This is a genomic window from Candidatus Methanoprimaticola sp. MG2, assembly GCF_047501175.1.
In the GTDB taxonomy this organism is placed as follows: domain Archaea; phylum Thermoplasmatota; class Thermoplasmata; order Methanomassiliicoccales; family Methanomethylophilaceae; genus Methanoprimaticola.
The window spans coordinates 64,947-82,029 of sequence record NZ_JBEQWH010000008.1; the positions used below are offsets into that span (position 1 = coordinate 64,947).

21 protein-coding genes and 1 tRNA gene are annotated in these 17,083 nt (G+C 55.6%); 14 read left to right on the top strand and 8 right to left on the bottom strand.

All coding sequences use genetic code 11. From position 1 onward, the window contains the following. Positions 1–89: 89 nt before the first annotated feature. Positions 90–1,040, bottom strand: coding sequence for an NAD(P)/FAD-dependent oxidoreductase (locus V5D86_RS07185; RefSeq protein ID WP_414596007.1), 951 nt, complete (start codon positions 1,038–1,040; stop codon positions 90–92). 222 nt (positions 1,041–1,262) lie between these two features. Between V5D86_RS07185 and V5D86_RS07190 the strand changes: the two genes are divergently transcribed. The 3 genes from V5D86_RS07190 (at position 1,263) to V5D86_RS07200 (ending at position 2,471) form a co-directional block, all read left to right on the top strand. After that, positions 1,263–1,655: a PAS domain-containing protein gene (locus tag V5D86_RS07190; RefSeq protein WP_414596008.1), complete on the top strand. Its 393-nt coding sequence runs from the start codon at positions 1,263–1,265 to the stop codon at positions 1,653–1,655. 187 nt (positions 1,656–1,842) lie between these two features. Next, positions 1,843–2,247, top strand: coding sequence for a pyridoxamine 5'-phosphate oxidase family protein (locus tag V5D86_RS07195; RefSeq protein ID WP_414596009.1), 405 nt, complete (start codon positions 1,843–1,845; stop codon positions 2,245–2,247). Then, positions 2,247–2,471 carry a hypothetical protein gene (locus V5D86_RS07200; protein ID WP_414596010.1) on the top strand — a complete coding sequence of 75 codons (225 nt, stop codon included), beginning with the start codon at positions 2,247–2,249 and terminating at the stop codon, positions 2,469–2,471. The genes V5D86_RS07195 and V5D86_RS07200 overlap by 1 nt, the downstream gene beginning before the upstream one ends. Before the next feature lie 95 nt (positions 2,472–2,566). Here V5D86_RS07200 and V5D86_RS07205 read toward each other — a convergent pair whose 3' ends face one another. From V5D86_RS07205 to V5D86_RS07215, 3 genes are all read right to left on the bottom strand, one after another. Continuing rightward, entirely contained in the window at positions 2,567–2,743 is a 177-nt protein-coding gene (locus V5D86_RS07205; protein ID WP_414596011.1) for a CxxC-x17-CxxC domain-containing protein, read from the bottom strand. A 102-nt stretch (positions 2,744–2,845) separates the two neighbouring features. Beyond that, positions 2,846–3,778 carry a HEAT repeat domain-containing protein gene (locus V5D86_RS07210; protein ID WP_414596012.1) on the bottom strand — a complete coding sequence of 311 codons (933 nt, stop codon included), beginning with the start codon at positions 3,776–3,778 and terminating at the stop codon, positions 2,846–2,848. A gap of 20 nt (positions 3,779–3,798) precedes the next feature. After that, positions 3,799–4,020 carry a YdbC family protein gene (locus V5D86_RS07215; RefSeq protein WP_414596013.1) on the bottom strand — a complete coding sequence of 74 codons (222 nt, stop codon included), beginning with the start codon at positions 4,018–4,020 and terminating at the stop codon, positions 3,799–3,801. Positions 4,021–4,178: 158 nt separating this feature from the next. Between V5D86_RS07215 and V5D86_RS07220 the strand changes: the two genes are divergently transcribed. Continuing rightward, a complete protein-coding gene (locus V5D86_RS07220; protein WP_414596014.1) occupies positions 4,179–4,661 on the top strand; it encodes a CNNM domain-containing protein in 483 nt (160 codons plus the stop codon). Positions 4,662–4,673: 12 nt separating this feature from the next. Next, the gene (locus V5D86_RS07225) at positions 4,674–5,468 is read left to right on the top strand and encodes a hemolysin family protein (protein ID WP_414596015.1); all 795 of its coding nucleotides are present in this window, start codon (positions 4,674–4,676) and stop codon (positions 5,466–5,468) included. On the opposite strand, the gene V5D86_RS07230 is transcribed toward V5D86_RS07225, so the two are convergent. Beyond that, on the bottom strand, positions 5,432–5,899 hold the full coding sequence (locus V5D86_RS07230; protein ID WP_414596016.1) for an RNA-binding domain-containing protein: 468 nt from the start codon (positions 5,897–5,899) through the stop codon (positions 5,432–5,434). The two genes, V5D86_RS07225 and V5D86_RS07230, sit on opposite strands and share 37 nt — an antisense overlap. Then, positions 5,892–6,383: a hypothetical protein gene (locus V5D86_RS07235; protein WP_414596017.1), complete on the bottom strand. Its 492-nt coding sequence runs from the start codon at positions 6,381–6,383 to the stop codon at positions 5,892–5,894. The genes V5D86_RS07230 and V5D86_RS07235 overlap by 8 nt, the downstream gene beginning before the upstream one ends. A 101-nt stretch (positions 6,384–6,484) precedes the next feature. On the opposite strand from V5D86_RS07235, the gene V5D86_RS07240 reads away from it, so the two are divergent. After that, positions 6,485–6,559 (top strand) — tRNA-Ile (locus V5D86_RS07240). A 32-nt stretch (positions 6,560–6,591) separates the two neighbouring features. Further along, entirely contained in the window at positions 6,592–7,326 is a 735-nt protein-coding gene (locus V5D86_RS07245) for an epoxyqueuosine reductase (RefSeq protein ID WP_414596018.1), read from the top strand. Positions 7,327–7,679: 353 nt separating this feature from the next. On the opposite strand, the gene V5D86_RS07250 is transcribed toward V5D86_RS07245, so the two are convergent. Next, complete coding sequence (locus V5D86_RS07250) at positions 7,680–8,174, bottom strand: hypothetical protein (protein WP_414596019.1); 495 nt, start codon at positions 8,172–8,174, stop codon at positions 7,680–7,682. A gap of 271 nt (positions 8,175–8,445) precedes the next feature. Continuing rightward, complete coding sequence (locus V5D86_RS07255; RefSeq protein WP_414596020.1) at positions 8,446–8,808, bottom strand: nucleotide pyrophosphohydrolase; 363 nt, start codon at positions 8,806–8,808, stop codon at positions 8,446–8,448. A 138-nt stretch (positions 8,809–8,946) separates the two neighbouring features. Here V5D86_RS07255 and V5D86_RS07260 point away from each other — a divergent pair, with 138 nt between their 5' ends. The 7 genes from V5D86_RS07260 to V5D86_RS07290 all read left to right on the top strand — a co-directional run bounded on the left by V5D86_RS07260 (position 8,947) and on the right by V5D86_RS07290 (position 16,938). Continuing rightward, the gene (locus tag V5D86_RS07260) at positions 8,947–10,131 is read left to right on the top strand and encodes an ATP-binding protein (protein WP_414596021.1); all 1,185 of its coding nucleotides are present in this window, start codon (positions 8,947–8,949) and stop codon (positions 10,129–10,131) included. After that, positions 10,132–10,689 carry a hypothetical protein gene (locus tag V5D86_RS07265; RefSeq protein WP_414596022.1) on the top strand — a complete coding sequence of 186 codons (558 nt, stop codon included), beginning with the start codon at positions 10,132–10,134 and terminating at the stop codon, positions 10,687–10,689. Between the two features lie 100 nt (positions 10,690–10,789). Next, complete coding sequence (locus V5D86_RS07270) at positions 10,790–12,559, top strand: DNA/RNA helicase domain-containing protein (protein ID WP_414596023.1); 1,770 nt, start codon at positions 10,790–10,792, stop codon at positions 12,557–12,559. Between the two features lie 313 nt (positions 12,560–12,872). Next, positions 12,873–13,538 (top strand): alpha/beta fold hydrolase, encoded by a 666-nt coding sequence (locus tag V5D86_RS07275; RefSeq protein WP_414596024.1) that lies wholly within the window; start codon positions 12,873–12,875, stop codon positions 13,536–13,538. Positions 13,539–13,668: 130 nt separating this feature from the next. Continuing rightward, positions 13,669–14,967: an MFS transporter gene (locus tag V5D86_RS07280; protein WP_414596025.1), complete on the top strand. Its 1,299-nt coding sequence runs from the start codon at positions 13,669–13,671 to the stop codon at positions 14,965–14,967. A 276-nt stretch (positions 14,968–15,243) separates the two neighbouring features. Continuing rightward, positions 15,244–15,888: a cobalamin-dependent protein gene (locus tag V5D86_RS07285; RefSeq protein ID WP_414596026.1), complete on the top strand. Its 645-nt coding sequence runs from the start codon at positions 15,244–15,246 to the stop codon at positions 15,886–15,888. Between the two features lie 6 nt (positions 15,889–15,894). Next, positions 15,895–16,938 carry an MtaA/CmuA family methyltransferase gene (locus V5D86_RS07290; protein ID WP_414596027.1) on the top strand — a complete coding sequence of 348 codons (1,044 nt, stop codon included), beginning with the start codon at positions 15,895–15,897 and terminating at the stop codon, positions 16,936–16,938. Positions 16,939–17,083 lie beyond the last annotated feature (145 nt).

Below are 17,083 nucleotides of genomic sequence, written 5' to 3' on the forward strand. Positions count from 1 at the left end.
TATCAAATTGAGAATAGTATCGAATCGAAACACACACGAAGGGATCCGGCGGGAATCCCGCCTTTGAAAAGGAGGAAGGGGTTTCGGACTCACTGCTTGCAGCTGTCCGCCCAATAGGGTTTCTTAACGAACTTGTATGCCATGAGGACGGCGGTGGTCGCCTCTCCCATGGCCGTGGTGATCTGCTTGACCTTCCCGGGGTAGCTGATGACGTCCCCGCAGGCGAATATGCCGGGCCTGTTGGTGGTCATGTCGAAGTCGACCTTCACGAGACCGTCGTCGTTGAGCTCCAGCCCCCATGTCCCGAGGTCCTCGAGGTCGGCGGAGATGCCTATGTTGATGACGGCGAGGTCGGTCGGGATGATCTGTTCCTTCCCGTCGACGGAGATCGTCACGGACTCCACGTGGTCCGTACCGTTGATGGAGACGAGGTTGGCGTTCATGATGGTCCTGATGTCGCTCTCCATGAGGTGGTTGACCGTGGACTCGTCGGCCCTGAACTCCGGCCTCCTGTGGATGATGGTGGTGTCCGTCACTGAATCGGCGATGAGTGCCATGTCGATGGCACTGTTCCCTCCTCCGAACATGGTGACCTTCTTCCCGACCAGCTCCTCCTTGACCGGGAGGATGTACGTGACGCCTTTCTCGAAAAGCTCATCCTCTCCGGGGCATCCCATCTTCTTGGGCTTGAAGCTTCCCATCCCGATGGCGACGATCACGGATTTGGTATGGTATTCGGCGACGTCGGTGGTGACGATGATCTCCTCGCATCCGTTCACGATCTCCCTGACCTTCTCGTTCTCATGGATCTCGCACTCGGCGGCCTCTGCCTGAGCGTAGAGCTTGTCGGACAGTTTCCTTGCCTGTATCGTCTCGAAACCAGGGTAGTTGTGGATACCCTTCTCCGGATACAGGCTGACAAGTTGTCCCCCGACGCGTCCCGAGTCGAGCACCAGAGTCTTCATCAACTTAGACCTGGCATAGATCCCGGCGGTCAGACCGGCACATCCGGCTCCAACAATGACGACGTCGTAGCACATTAAAACCTCCGAATTAAGTTACCGTATAAAAAGATGGCACTCCAGAGAGTTCGAAGTAAGAAACACACTCTTCTCTTTCCTTAGAAAAGCATCATTCTTCTTACGAAATTCGTAGAAATAATGCATTATCATATCTACCCGAGCTGACAGGTCCAGAGCAATGGCACGTGATCCCCAGTGCTGTTTAATATCCCAGACTGGCATATCGGATTGGGGCAGAATATGGAATCCGAAGTGAACAAGCAGGAGCTGTACACCGAGAAGCTCATGAACATGATCCTTGACGCCGTCGACGACATCATAATCATCCATGACTCCCAGCATACGATCATCTGGATGAACAGGGCTGCGGAGAAGGCCTTCGCCATGTCCTCCGACGATGTGATTGGGAAGAAGTGCTACTCCCTCTTCGGGAACACCACATCCTGCAGCGATTGCACGGTCAACACCATCAATGTCGGAAGGTCCGAGAACACGGTCAGGCGCAGGGTGATCCCCGGGACGAACATCAAGTGCGACTGTTCCACCATCCCGTACTATGAGAAGGGACAGCTGAAGCTGGTCGTCCAGCACCTGAGGCCGGTCCAGTGCCCTACGGTGTCGGACTGCCAGTGAGGTTTTGGCCAAGCTACCAGTGAGTCGGTGCCATCCGATGGTCGGCAATCCGGCATCGTGAGGTTTAATAACAGGCAGGGGGATTCGAGCTTATGGATATGTCAGCATATTTGGCTCTCATCGTCACCGGTGCTATCTATTTCATCATAATGGGTGTCGTCAACCTGAAAAAGGCAAGGGACGAGTGATGGCAGGAATTCCCGTTCCAGATCCTGTCCTCCAGATGCTGAAGCATCCGGACAGCAACAAGGTCCTTTCCGTGGTATCCGATGACGGGTTCCCCCATTCCATAGTCCTGGGTGCGGTCCTCGTCGGAGATGACGGCATGATCTATGTCGGAGAGGCGTACATGTACCGTACCTCACATTATCTGGAGAGGTGCCCTAACGCCGAGTTCCTGGTCTGGAAGGGTAAGGATGGCTATTCGATAAGGGTCGTCGCGGAGGGTCGCGTCGCGGAAGGGCCCGTACTGAAGAGGATGAACGAGATGCTCGAGCGCAAGAACATGCATGCGAATGCGCTCTGGGCGTTCAGGTCCGTCCAGGTCTGGGACGAGAGCGCATCCAGCACGTCCGGCGACAGGGTTGCCTGATGGACCTCGTCCGTACCAAGAAGACGACCCAGCTACTGACCGTGGTGTTCGCGGCGGTTCTCCTGGCTGGGATCGCTACATACCTCATGGGGCACCCGGTGCCCGGAATAATCCTTATAATACTCGCGGTGTCGGCACTGGTGCTGTGCTTCGGCATCCTCCATTTCTACTCCGTCTACGCGTTCAACTATCTGGTGAACAAGGGGAATGTCAGGAAGGATTGACTCTCCGCCGCGGCCGGACGGATCAAGAACCTCTCAGAAGGGAAATCCGTTTCGAAGGTGTTTGGTTTCGGAGGGCGAGGGCCCTCCTTTGAGATTCAGTATCTGCTCCTGTCCCTGTCTGCGGGCTGGTGCTTCCTGAAGCAGTCCCTGCAGTAGACGGGTCTTCCCTGGGTGGGTTTGAACGGGACCTCGCACTCCTTTCCGCAGTCAGAACAGACTGCTTTGAAGAACTCCCTGGGCCTGTCGTTGTCCCTGTAACCTCCGTATGCCATCTTTATTACTCCTTGATGTTCAAGGTATCCCAAATAAATCTCCCGCTCCGTGTGGAGTGGAGGTTACTCGAACGCCTTACGACCCCATCCTCATTCCTCTATTTAAAAGAGGTTAGAGCTCGATCGGAGGTCGCCACCGCAGTCCGGGCACATCCAGATGCCCTTGTAGCATACCAGCATCCCGCCGCATCCGGGACACATGCGGGATTTCCCGGGGGACTCGGAGGCGATGACCGTCTTTCTGCCGATGTCCTCCGATGCCCATTTTATGAGTCCGGACAGCTCATGGAAGCGGTCCTCCTTGTCCGGTCCGTAGAATTGGAGGTTGTCGGCCTCGTTGTAGAGGCGGATGCGCATCTTCTTGATCGCACGGGCGATGTTGTTGAACGTGGTCGAGCTTATCTCGGCCTTGGGGAGGACGTTCTTCCTGTACCTGACGTCCAGATACTCGATGGACGAGTCCAGGAACCTCTCGAACTTGGTCTCGTCTGGATATACGGGGACGCTCACGAGGAACTCGCGGCTCTTGGCTAGCTCCGGATCCCTGGATATGATCCTCTCGATGACCACGCGGGTCTCGTCCCTCATGGATCCCCCGACCTGTCCGTAGATCTTCCTGACCCGGGGCATGTCCTTGGACCTGGCTATGCCTGCGAGGCGCCTTGCCGCATTGACGAACTCGTCCCCGCGCGCATGGTCCATGATGTCCAAGAGGTACGGGGCCGCCTCATCATCCTCCCTCAGGGTGGAGAGGTATCCCAGACAGGCCATCGACACGAGGTCGCCCTCGCGGTCCCTCATCCTGAGGATCTTGTCGTAGGCCCCGCGCTCGCGCACGTTGCCGAGAAGTGTGACGACCTCCGCGCGGACCCGAGGGTCCTCGAAGTCGAGGTACGGTGTGACCACGCGGAGCTTGTCGGGATCGTAGTTGTTTACGAGCCATCTGTCATCGGAGACGGCTCCGGGACGGCCTCCCATCACCCTGTCGATGTCCTCGAGGAACCTCTCGAGATATTCGGCGTTGGTGACAGTCATGGGCATCGTCCCGATGGATGTCAGAGGTCCCTCGTCTCGAGGGCCTTCTTCAGCACCGCGGCCTCCTCGACGGAGAGCGTGATGCCCTTTCCCATCTTCTCATGGTCGGGGGACCACTCCCTGATGTCATACTTGGGGTCCCTCTCGTTCCAGCTGATCATGTTCAGTTCCTTGGTCCAGCCTTTGGAGGATTCGGAGAGGACGGCTATCTTCTCCACTATTTCATAGACGATCTCAGGCATTGTGCTACCGTCCGCGGAATCGTGCCCTTTATTATAAAATATTTAGTCGCGGCCGATGCATCTCCCGTAACCATTATATCTCTGATACGCCGAATGCTACCGTACGGATTGATGGAATTGGCTCGAAAAACAGCTACATCGGAGAGTGTTGACCGTATATGATCGACCCTCTGACTATCGCATATATCGTTATCATCGCCCTGCTCGTCGCTTGTTCTGCATTCTTCTCCATGAGTGAGACTGCCTTCACCAGCGCGAGTCAGGTTCGTCTCAAGAAAATGGCAATGGACGGGGACAAGAGGGCGGAGCGCGCCGTCATGATCCTCGAGGACTATGACAAGTTCCTCACGACCATCCTCGTCGGTAACAACCTGGTCAACATCGCCGCAACATCGATAGCGACCATGATGTTCGCCATCCTGCTGGGTCAGGAGCTGGGGTCCGTCGCGTCCACCGTGGTCATGACCCTCGTCGTCCTGATCTGCGGTGAGATCACGCCCAAGACCCTGGCGAAGAGGCATCCCGAGAGGTACGTCCTGAAGATCGTCAGCGCGGTCCATGCCATCGAGATAATATTCACGCCCCTGTCCTGGCTCTTCGGGAAGCTCACGTCCGCCATCGGGAACCGCGTCGGCGGGTAGGAGCAGACCGCCATGACCGAGGACGAGCTCGAGGTCATGATCGATGAGATCGAGGGGGACGGCGTCATCGAGAAGACCGAGGGTGAACTGATCAAGTCCGCCATAAGGTTCGACGACACCGCCGTGTCCGAGGTGTACGTCCCGAGGATGGATGTCATCGCCGTGGACGTGTCGTCCGCGGCCGAGGAACTCGGGAAGGTGATCTCGGACACCGGGTTCTCCAGGGTCCCCGTGTACGACGGCAGCATCGACAACATCGTCGGGGTGGTGTACGCGAAGGAGTTCTACTCCCGTGCCTACAATGGGGAGACGTTCTCCATCAAGGAGATCACCCGGCCCGTGAAGTACGTGCCGGAGACGATGAGCATCGCAGCCATATTCAACGACTTCCAGAAGACGAAGATCCACATCGCCGTCGTCCTGGACTCGTACGGCGGGACCATGGGGATAGTCACGCTCGAGGACATCCTCGAGGAGCTCGTCGGAGAGATCTGGGACGAGAGCGACGAGGTCCAGAGGGACATCACCCCTCAGAGCGACGGCACATGGCTCGTCAAGGGCGTCGCGAACATTTACGACGTGTCGGAGAAGATCGGGTTCACGTTCGATCCCGGGGAGTACGAGGACTACTCCGTCATGGGATACGTGTTCTACAGGCTTAACAGGGCCCCCCTGAGAGGGGACTGCGTCGAGTGCGGCGAGGTGGACATCACGGTGAAGACCGTGAAGGGCCGCAGGGCCATGGAATGCGTGTTCTCGAAGAGAGAGGTTCAGAGCCCGGAGGATTCCGGGGAAGCCTCCGAATGATCCAAACCCGCCAGGAACTCCTTGAGGTTCCTGGTGGCCACTTCCTTTCTTGCCGGGTGGGACTGGACCTTCCCCGTGATGGCTATGACGTCGCCGTGGTGTGCCGGTACGTACTCGCCCAGGACGGCCTTCTGCTTGTCCAGCCTCAGGTAGAACACGCAGTCCTCGTCGATGCGGTTGTCGACATCCTCGATGATGAAGTCGCAGACGTCCTTGCCGAGGTTGGAGAACAGCGTCCTGTACTGCCTCTGATGGGTCAGCTTGGCCTCGAGGATGGTCATGGTGTTCCCGTGCTCGCTCTCGCTCTCGTCCTCGGAGAACTCGTCGGCATCGCCGAGCAGCAGCTCCATGGTCTCCTCCAGGAGATCCTTCCTCTCGGTGGCGTAGCAGAATGTCTGGACCCTCATCCAGTGAAATGTGACGTTAGGCATCGCGATCCTCCTCAATGATCTCGGTTGGCACGCAGCGGAACATCTCCTCTGCGCGTGCGGATGATATCACGACGACCCTCTTGCCCTTTAGCTTCAGCGCCACACCGCACTCGTCCCCGACGCGGGAGTAGGTGGTGTGCTTCACGCCCTTGAGGCTCCAATTGGAGTAGCTCTTGATGTCCTCGAGGTCGCCGTGCCTCTTGTCGAGTATGTCGTCGCGGGGGTAGGAGCTCCTTTTAGCGATGAACATGACGTCCACGCCCTCGTCGGACACGGAGACGTCCAGTCTCGCGAAGAGCGCGAACAGGGTGACAGCGACGAACACCGCGGCGGACGTCCATAGCATCCATGCGGGCATGTCCCCGATGCCGGACACGACCATCGCGGCCATGAACAGGACCGTGGCCCCGAACAGCGCTGCCAGCAGGTACGTGAGCTTCCTAGGCAGCAACGGCGAGCTCTCAGTGAATCCGCAATCTTCCATCTGTCCTGCGGAAGGACGAGCGCAGATAAAAAGAGGGGGTCGCCCAGATGTCTGGGTTTCAGAAAGCTTTATATGGTAGTGTAATATCCTGGCATTTGCGCGGTCCCCTAGCTTAGCCTGGTTGGAGCGCCCGGCTGATAACCGGGAGGTCTTGAGTTCGAATCTCAAGGGGACCACTCACTCTTCTCCATATCCTCTTCGGTCCAGCATGAGCTCCGTCCGCGATCTTCTGGAAGCGTCGGCTTCGAAATACGTCTCCGATCACGATGCGGACGGTATCTGGGATGAGCCCATCATTGGGTTCGCGGATGCGCGTTCGTTCGGTCCTCTGAGGATGGCCGTCCATCCGGACCATCTGATGCCCGACGACATCCTTCCGGGCGCCACCGTGGTGGTATCGGTGTTCGTCCCGTTCGACCCGAAGGTCTCTGGATCGAATGTCCGCGGGACGGCCCCCTCCGACTTATGGGTATCCTCCTATCACGAGACCAACGGGATGTCCGCGGGACTCCTGGAATGTCTTGCCTCTGCAGTGAGGTCCATAGGGTCCCGTGCAGGGATCCCGGGGGACACGGGACGCCATAGGGGTTCGACATACAGCGTCTGGTCGCAGAGGCATATAGCGCATCTCGCGGGTCTCGGGACGTTCGGGATGAACAACATGCTGATCACCCGCAAAGGGTGCTGCGGCAGGTTCTATTCGTTGGTCACTGATCTGGACGTCCCGGCGGATGTCCCGGAGACCGAGGAGAGGTGCCTATCCAAGAGGGATGGGTCCTGCGGGGCATGCATGCGCAGGTGTGTGGTATCTGCACTGAAGGTGGATGGTTTTGACAGGGATGCCTGCGATGCGGTGTGCAGGGGGAACGAGGCGGAGAGGGGAGAGGACGTCTGCGGGAAGTGCATGGTCGGGATGCCATGTTCGTTCATGTGTGGGGACTGATCGGGAATCGGATTTTCACGGGACAGAATGAATGAGGGTTTGAGGGTCCCGGCGGAAAGTGAGTGAGCCCGCCGAGTTTATGGTTGTTAGAGTTAGTTCTCGGATCCATCCGTGTGTTTATCTGGATATTCGGAATTTGTAGATTCTTCGATGTTGTCCATGTCAGTAGGTTCTGTCCCCTTTTCGTCGACCCTGTAATAAGGGCGTGTGGGAACCAAACTCTCGGATTATAGGTACGCTAACGTAGCTCAAACTCGGGAATTTCGGATTCCGGAACGTAACATCTGAGTTGATATGGCGCAAGATGCATCTGAATATTATTGGCTGGTAATGGCAAGATAATAATTACGCAGTCAGTTCAGCTCTTCTTTACACAATTGTACCAGGTCATCAAACGTGTGAATGCCAACTCTGGCTTTCATGTTATTCAATCCTTTACGGCTTTTTAGATAGGCATTAACTTGTTTACAGATGATTGTCTGATATCTATCCTTATTTTGGGCTATCTCATATATGATGTTAATGCCAGTTGTTTTTACGAGTGATTTAGCAACTTTTTCGGGGGTGATGTAGTGCAAGATGGTATAGACTCCAGAGGTGTAGTCAAAAGATATTACTGCTTTACTGAGATTGTACAGATCTTTGGCAGCAATGTTAAGCACCAGATCAATAGCTCCATTGATTGAGATGTGAACTAATTTGGCAAGTCTATGGCGGATGTTTTTGTTATTATTCTCTATCTTTTCTGACCGAAATTCAACGGTACAATCCGTTTCCGTGGACGCATGACATGGAAATATACGAGTGATGATAATGCATCCATCTAAGGAGTCATTCTTGTGGGGCATAGTTGAAACCTCAGTTTAGGTAGCATATTTGTAATATTTAGTCGGACTGATTGCATAAGTAATGCCAACTCGAATCTTTCGATCTACGTGGTGGTGTCATGACTGAAAGACTTTTTTTGTTCTGGGTATGTCCCGTGTCAGGACAGCCGTTTCATGGAGGCTCTCAGATGGCCTCTGGAATTTCATGCGTGGAGATGCGCCGCTGTTCGGACCATCGGCGGTTTCGATATCCCTGCACGGTCCGTCATCATAGAGGGGATGATGCTGTAGGTCAGTACTCATCGTACTTCAGGTTGCATCCCTTGGACTGCTCCACCGGATACTTCGCCGAGTTCTTTCCGATCTTCCGCTCCATCGCGGAGCTCAGGTCGATCCCGTTCAACTGGGCGAACCTTATGGTAAAGTAGAGGGAGTCCGCAAGTTCGTCGATGACCTCCTCGCGTCTGGGCCCCATCATCAGCTCTTCGATCTGGGTCTCATCCTTGAACCTGAAGATCTCCAGGAGCTCCGACGCCTCCGTGACCATGCCGATCGCGAGGTCCTTGTTGTTATGGAACTGTGTCCAATCGCGTTCGTCGCAGAACTTCGCGATGATCGCCTTGAGGTCATCCATCGTGGCGGTGTCGTCTGACATGGGCATGAGGGCGGGATGCGTATGCGTGCAAAAAGGTTGTCGGACCCGTTCGATTCAATCCCGGAAGTCCGAGGATAGAATGGGAATTCGTCTCTGAATACAATATTATATCATCCGATGCCTAACCTTGATGATAATATGCACGTATCTTTGAGCGGTGTGGGGGCCTTGCCCGACGTCAGTCTGGAGCTGGAGGGGCTGACGGTACTGGCTGGCATCAATGGAGTTGGGAAGAGTACAGTGCTCAAGTCCATTTACACCATGGTCGAATCCCTGACCGACATTGATAGGAAGAAGGACAAGGAGATCGGTACGACCATATCCAAGATACAGAGGCGTCTCAACTTTCCTAGATATGACCGCAACTCTCATCAGACTGCGCTGGTCAATTATGGGGATTATGGAGAGATGCTCGATTCCTTGGAGGTCATGTTGGCCGAGAATGCTAATGCACGTCCGGAGGTCAGCCAGCTGCTGACCAAGGCGAGGCAGCTCCTCGATGGTGAGTTGGACGAGGAATTCATAGAGGTGCTTGTCAAGCGTAACATAATGAATCATTTCGGATCATCCGAGGAGTTCCGCAGACTGGGTTCCGAAGCGCCTGGTGTCATCAGGATATACAATGGGTCCGAACATTCAATATCGGTCCTGTCAGACGACACCGTTCATCATACCGGGGACCTGTCGGAGATATCCCGCATAATATACTACGATACCCCACTCGTTCTGGACCACAGCATATTGTGGCCATCGGGGCATCGTGATGATCTCAGTATGATGCTCAGGGGTCGTGATGACAGAGGGATCATTGAGACCATGGTGGACGATGAGGTTTCGGACAGATTCATGCAGTTGGTGAATGGCATTGTTCCGGGAGATGTGACATGGGCGTCTCGCGGATTCAAATACCGGTTGCCTGACGGTCATGACATCGGGATGGAGAACATGGCATCCGGGATGAAGGTATTCTCCATACTCAAGACCCTCTTCCGTAACGGAGGGCTCGGGCCAGGGGTCATCCTGTTGATGGATGAACCGGAGACGCACGTGCATCCGATGTGGCAGAACACGCTCGCCGAGATCATCGTGATAATGTCCAAGTACATGGGTGTCAACATCCTTCTGGCCAGCCATAGCCCTCAACTGATAATGGCTATAGACATCTACTCGAAGGAGTATGGAAGTCCGTCTCGCTACTACAGGTTGTCGAGGGACAGCAGAGGAGATGTCGTCATGGACGATCTGTCGAACGACCCTGCATCCATCATCTCTGATATGGCCGCACCGTACAGGACCTTGGAAGATATTCGCTGGGGAGATTGAATGGCCTGGGCTGTCAACGACATCCGTAGAGATGTTCCAGTCTCCAGACTGTCCGATGACTTGAAAGGGCCTCTGGAAATGGTTGCTGAAGATGTTACAGGCCTTGACTTCGATAACATAGTCGGGGACAATACCGTGGTCGGTGCTACACCCACCAGTGTGGATTGCATCATATGTAAGGATGGATGGGTCAACTTCATCGAGTTCAAGGGGGACCCGTTCCGGGATTACATTGGTGACAGTGAAGGGAAGAGGCGCATCAAGGAACGGATCAAATTGAAGGCCGTGGAGTCCATATATCTTTACAGGAAATTTCTGGAAAGATCGGCACCGTCCAATGGATACAGGTTGATTCTCGTGTTCAAGTCTGATGGATTCACAGACATAGTTAACATGATCGGTGGGGATCCCGAACATAGGGAACCTCCAAGATGGATATCCCGTATGGGTTTCAAGGATCTGAATGGTGAGAGGATGTATTATGACTCGGTGATCCTGATGTCTGCGGAGGAATTCGTTAGGTTTTCGAATAGATCCCTGAAGTCCACGGGACAATAGCGATTGGTATTCGGGATGCCTGGTAGACCAGATTCGGTCTTGTTCACACAGGGTCTGACCTCTAAACCGTTAAAAGCATATGTGTCGATGCCTGCCTCCGATGCCCATGGATCTCGCCCGGTTCAAGTTCGGTCCCGATGGTAAGGCGGCCCTGGGCGAGATGGACTTCGGGAAGGATTGGCCCGTGGTCTATCTGATCAACAACAGCAGGGAGCTATACATCGGCGAGACATGCAACGCATCCCACAGGTGCGCGCAGCATCTGAACAATCCAGAACGCAGGTCTCTGGAGCACATGAGCGTTCTGGTGGATGACCAGCTGAACAAGTCAGCGACGCTGGACATAGAGCAGTCCCTGATCCAGTTGTGCGGCGCAGACCGGAAGTTCAGACTTCAGAACAAGGTCGCCGGCCAATCGTCCAAGCACAACTACTATCAGCGCGAGATGTACGTGAACAAGCTGCCGCACATCTGGCAGCTCCTGAGGGACAACGACCTCGCGAAGAGCGACTATCAGGAACTCGTGAACTCTGACCTCTTCAAGTATTCCCCTTACATATCCCTGAACGAGGAGCAGCGGGGGATCAGCAACGAGGTCCTGACCCTGGCCCTCAGGGCCCTGATCTCCGAGCTCAAAGGGGAGCTGGTCCCGGACGAGGACCGCATATTCTTCGTGAACGGTTCCGCTGGAACGGGGAAGACGATCCTCGCGATCAACATGATGTCCACACTGGCAGGTCTCAACAGGATCGGTGTGGACGTCTCCGAGGATGTCTCGGAGTTCACCGACGAGGAGCTGGACATCCATACCATACGCACACTCTACAACGAGTTCATCGGATTGAAGGCGGAGAAGACGGGATCTAACCCGGGGGACTGCACCTTGGATGTAGCTCTCGTGGTGCCCATGCAGTCCATCCGCAGGACCTTAAGGAAGGTGTTCGGTGAGATAGGCAACGGTCTGTCCGCATCGATGGTGATCAGTCCGAACGATCTGAAGGACCGGAGATTCGACATGGTCCTCGTGGATGAGAGTCACAGGTTGGCCCGGAGGAAGAACATCCCCAACTACAAATCGTTCGACGATGTCAATAGGGATCTGGGGCTGCCTGAGGACGGTACGCAGTTGGATTGGGCCCTCAGGCAGGCATCCTGCAAGGTCCTGTTCTATGATGTGGCGCAGTCGGTGAAGGGATCGGACATCCCTGCCGAGAGGTTCGAGGAGATATCGAAGGGCGCCAACAGATACTATCTGAGTATGCAGATGAGGTGCGATGCAGGTGATTCGTATGCCGACTATCTAAGGTCCATATTCGACTGCGACAGCGACGGGTACCTCTCCATGTCCAGATATGACTTCCGTTCCTTCGACGATGTGGATGAGATGGTCAACGCGATAAAGAGGTTGAATTCCGAGATCGGCCTCTGCCGCAATGTAGCGGGCTACTCATGGCCCTGGTCGACAAAGGGCAAGAGGAAGTCCGAGATCCTGGAGAGTGGGATGTCGGACATACACATCGGTCCATACTCCTATGTCTGGAACATGAGCAACGTGGAATGGATCCTCCGCGACGATTCCATAGACGAGATAGGTTGCATCCATACCACTCAGGGTTACGACCTGAATTATGTGGGGGTGATCTTCGGCGAGGAGATCGATTATGACGAGTCCACGAACAGGATCGTGATAGACCGTGACAGGTTCCATGACAGGAATGTGAAGAATTCCACTGACGACCCCACATTGCGGCGTTACATCATCAACTCCTACAGGACCATGATGATGAGGGGCATCAAGGGATGCTACGTCTACGCTTGCAACCCTGGCATGGCAAGCTATCTGAAGAGGTTCACCAGACCGGTGAACTGATGTACAACCCATTGCACGGGGATCACGCAGGTGAAATCGGAACCCCGTCGGTCGGAGCGGATCGGGGCGGCCCATTCCTTCACGGTTTTTGGGCGGTCCTATCATCGTTTTTCCGAGGTCACGAGGGTCCATCGTGCCAGACACTGAGGGGACTGCATCTCACTGAGTAAATTTCAGGTATTTGACTGAGTGTTTTTCAGGCATTTGACTGAGTAAATTTCAGACGACGCCGCACACCTTACACCGGGTTGTCGCAATGGTCCAACAACATGTTCGTAGTTACCATAATATGCATACATCCGGTTGAATGTCTATGTTCATAACAGTCAACGGCGTCAATCTCCACTACGAGCTGTTCGGCGAGGGTCCTGCGATCGTCATGTGCCATTCCAACTGCAAGGACCTCACCTCCCTGGAGAAGCTCATCGGTGTGCTATCCCAGAAGCATACCGTGTATGCCGTGGACTCGCGCGGACACGGTCAGAGCCAGGTCCCCCAGGAATTTCACTACAGTGACATGGCCAACGACATGTTCCATTTCATAAGGGAGCTGAACCTAGGCCGGCCGGTGTTCTACGGTCACGGCGACGGCGGGATCACAGGCCTGCTTCTGGCATCGAGGCATCCGGACCTGATATCCAAGCTCGTGATCAGCGGTGCCAACACCACCCCTGCGGAGCTCGACGGATGGGACATGAGGAAGTTCAGGCGCAAGGAGAAGCGCGGGAAGAACGATCCGCGTGTGAGCATGATGCTGCGTGAGCCCGACATATCCGAGGACGAGCTCAAGGCGATCACCGTCCCGACGTTCATCACGATAGGCGAGTTCGACGTCGTCAACAGGTCGAACTCCATGTTCATCCTGAACAGCATCCCCAACTCCGAGATGTACATCGCCAAGTTCGGGGACAGGAACAACTACGTCCTTGACGATAAGGCCCTCGGCGATGTCATAGAATCCTGGCTGGAGAGGAGCTGAGCACGGACGATCTCCATGGATCGACGATTGGATGGATGGTGGCCGAACATGTTCGTGACATCTATTGTATACTGTTGGTTGTCATATCAAACGTACCATATCCGTCCGCTCGAGTTATGGAGGTCTACAAATGACAATAGATCCAGAGAAAAAGAAGAAGATGATGGCCTACAGGTGGATAGTGTTCGCCGTATTGGCCCTCGCGTACTTCTTCGTGTATTTCCACAGGGTCTCTGGAGGTGCCGCCAACGAAGAGATCATCAACGCCTTCGATGGTGCAGTGAGCGCTTCCCAACTGGGAGTTCTCGCCTCTGCCTACCTATATGCATACACTATAATGCAGATCCCCAGCGGTATCCTCACGGATACCCTCGGGCCAAAGAAGTGCTCGTCGATATTCGTCGCACTCATCGCCGTCGGTTCCATCCTCGGGGCCGTGGCCACAATGGACGGCATCCAGAACTTCACCCTGCTTGTCGTCGCCAAGTTCATAATCGGAGTCGGTGCCGCGGTGGTCTACATCCCCATCATGAAGGTGCTGGCAATGTGGTTCAGGAAGAGCGAGTTCGCCACTATGAGCGGTGTGCTGCTCCTGATCGGTAACGTCGGTGCGCTGGCCGCGTCCACGCCCATGGTAATCATGTTCCAGAGCCTCGGTGTCGACATGACCTACATCGTCCTCGCCGTCATCACCATCATCATCGCGGTCCTGTGCTGGCTCTTCATCGTGGACCACCCCACGAACAAGGGATTCCCCGGAATAGAGTACGTGGAGTCGGAAGAGACCGGGAAGCCCGTCACGGAGTCCTCCTCCGAGAAGCTCTCCGTGTTCGCCGCACTGAAGGAGATATTCACCAGCGGGAGGAAGTTCTGGCCCATGGCCATATGGTTCTTCTTCATGTACGGGACCATCATGCTCTGGCAGGCATCCCTCATGGGACCCTACTACAAGAGCAGCGGACTGTTCTCGTTCGATGCATCCATCGTCCTGATGATGCCCGCGGTCGGATTCGCCATAGGATGCTTCCTTGCGGGTATCCTCGCGGACAAGGTCTTCCACTCCAAGAAGAAGGTCCTGGTCATCGGGACCATAGTCTACACCATAGTCTGGGCCGTCATCGCGTTCACGCAGATCGACAACCAGATGGTGCAGATGGCCATCAACCTCGGATTCGGATTCTTCGGAGGATGGTTCGTGGTGTCCTATGGACAGATCAAGGAGCTCTATCCCCTGTCCGTCGCCGGAACCTCGTCCGCAGCGATCAACTTGTTCCCCTTCCTGGGAGGAGCGGTGCTCACCACCGCCGCGGGATTCCTGGTCACCAACAACACGCCCGACCAGTTCCAGAGCATATGGTACCTCGTCCTCGTGATGATGGTCATCGCATGCATCTGTGCGGTCATGACCGTGGAGAAGGCGAAGGACTGATCCCCCGATCACGGACAGCCATCCGGAAAGGCCGGTATCCCGGGGCATCCGCCTCGGTGCCGGCCACATATTGGATGCTAGTAAACTTTTTAATAAACATCTTTTTCATTACACATAATTTTGTATTGTCACCCTCGGTTTCTGTTCATTGTTCAGGATATAGCCAGCAGTATCGGATATGCTGTCTCCTCAACGAACATGTTCGTGGAATCACATATATCCAGCACACCTCCTATGAATTTCTAAGCGGACGATATGAGAAAGGAGGATTAACAAATGAGTAATGAGGAAATCTTGAAAGAGCTTGCCAACGTGGTATGCGAGTGCAACCCGGACGGGGCATCCGTCGTTGCACAGAAGGCTCTCGACGCGGGCATGGACCCGGTCGTCGCGATCAACGACGGACTCGTCGTCGGAATGGGAATCATCGGAGACAAGTATGCGGACCATGAGATCTATCTCCCGCAGGTCCTTGTCGCAGCGCATGCCATGTACGAGGGGCTGGATATCCTCCTTCCCGCGATACCCAAAGGGGACCTTGGAGACACCAAGAAAGCCTGCACGGCAGTGGTCCTGGGAGATGTCCACGACATCGGTAAGAACCTGGTCAAGACCATGCTGACCGCCAGCGGGTACGTGGTCAACGATCTGGGCAAGGATGTCGCACCCGCGATCATCGCGGACACGACGAAGGCCGATGGTGCGGTCGTACTCTGCCTTAGCACGCTCATGACCCCCACAATGGACAACATGGCGAAAGCCGTCGAGCTGGTCAGGGAGAGCGGATACCGCGACAACGTCCTGATCACCATCGGCGGGCCTCCGACCACCGAGGCGTTCGCGGAGGAGATCGGAGCGGACCACAGGGACGACAATTCCACGGCTGCCGTGAAGTACATCGACAGCAGGATCAAGGGGTGATTGAGAATGGCAATGTCATGCAGAGACAGGGTGTTGGGAGCGCTCAAGCAGGAGTCCATGGACAGGCCTGCGGCGGCTATCTTCACCACATGCGACACGATCGGAATGATGAAAGCGAGCGGATCCTCCTGGCCCGAGGCGCACAGCGATGCCAAGAAGATGGCGACACTGGGATGCGCACAGGCGGACTACTTCGGACTCGAGGCGGTCAGGGCGGGATTCTGTCTCACCCAGGAGGCGGAGGCCCTCGGCTGTCCGATAGACATGGGGACCGCCACAGGATCCCCCATGCTGAAGGGACATCCCTTCAAATACAACCCCATGAAGAAGGTCTACGACGAGCCCGAGGATGCGGGACTCCCCGACATAGACACGTTCCTCAACACCGGGAGGGTGAAGGTCACCCAGGAGGCCATGGGCATCATGAAGAAGACCCATGGCGAGGACTACTGCGTCATCGGAGGGAACACCGGACCGTTCACACTGGCGGGACACCTCCTGAACACCGAGAACCTCGTGTACTCTGTGTGGACCGATCCCGAGAGGGCGAAGAAGTGGGTCAAGGTCATCACCAACTACTGCAAAGCATACGGAGATGCCCTTCTAGCCGCCGGAGCCGACGTCGTCCAGATGTCCGAGCCCTCGGCTTCCACCGACATCCTCGCGCCCAGCGATTTCATGGAGCAGTCCGGACAGTTCGTCAAGAAGTGCCTCGGCGAGCTGAAGGGATACAAGGTCCTGCATATCTGCGGCGATTCCGAGAAGATCATCCCGTTCATGTTCGACACCGGCGTCACCGGTATCTCCGTCGAGGAGAAGGTCGACCCGTACACGGCCATCAAGGTCGCCAACGGAAGGGGAGCCATGATCGGGAACGTCGGATGCTCGTTCCCGCTGTTCAAGGGGACCCCTCAGGAGGTCGCGGATGCGGCCAGGAAGTCCGCCGATGCCGGATTCAACTCCATCTCCGCCGGATGCGGTGTGCCGATCGGTACTCCCGACGACAACATCCGCGCCCTCGTGAAGGCGGTCAAGGACCTGGCACCCTGATCGGGTCCGATAAACAAGATGCGGCCCGGACCATCGGATCCCCGACCGGGCCCATCGCCATTATTGTCCTCCGGGGCGGTTATCCGCCCCGCCCTGAGACATGTCCCAAGTGACGGGGTCGATGCCGATGGATCCCGGGGGTCCA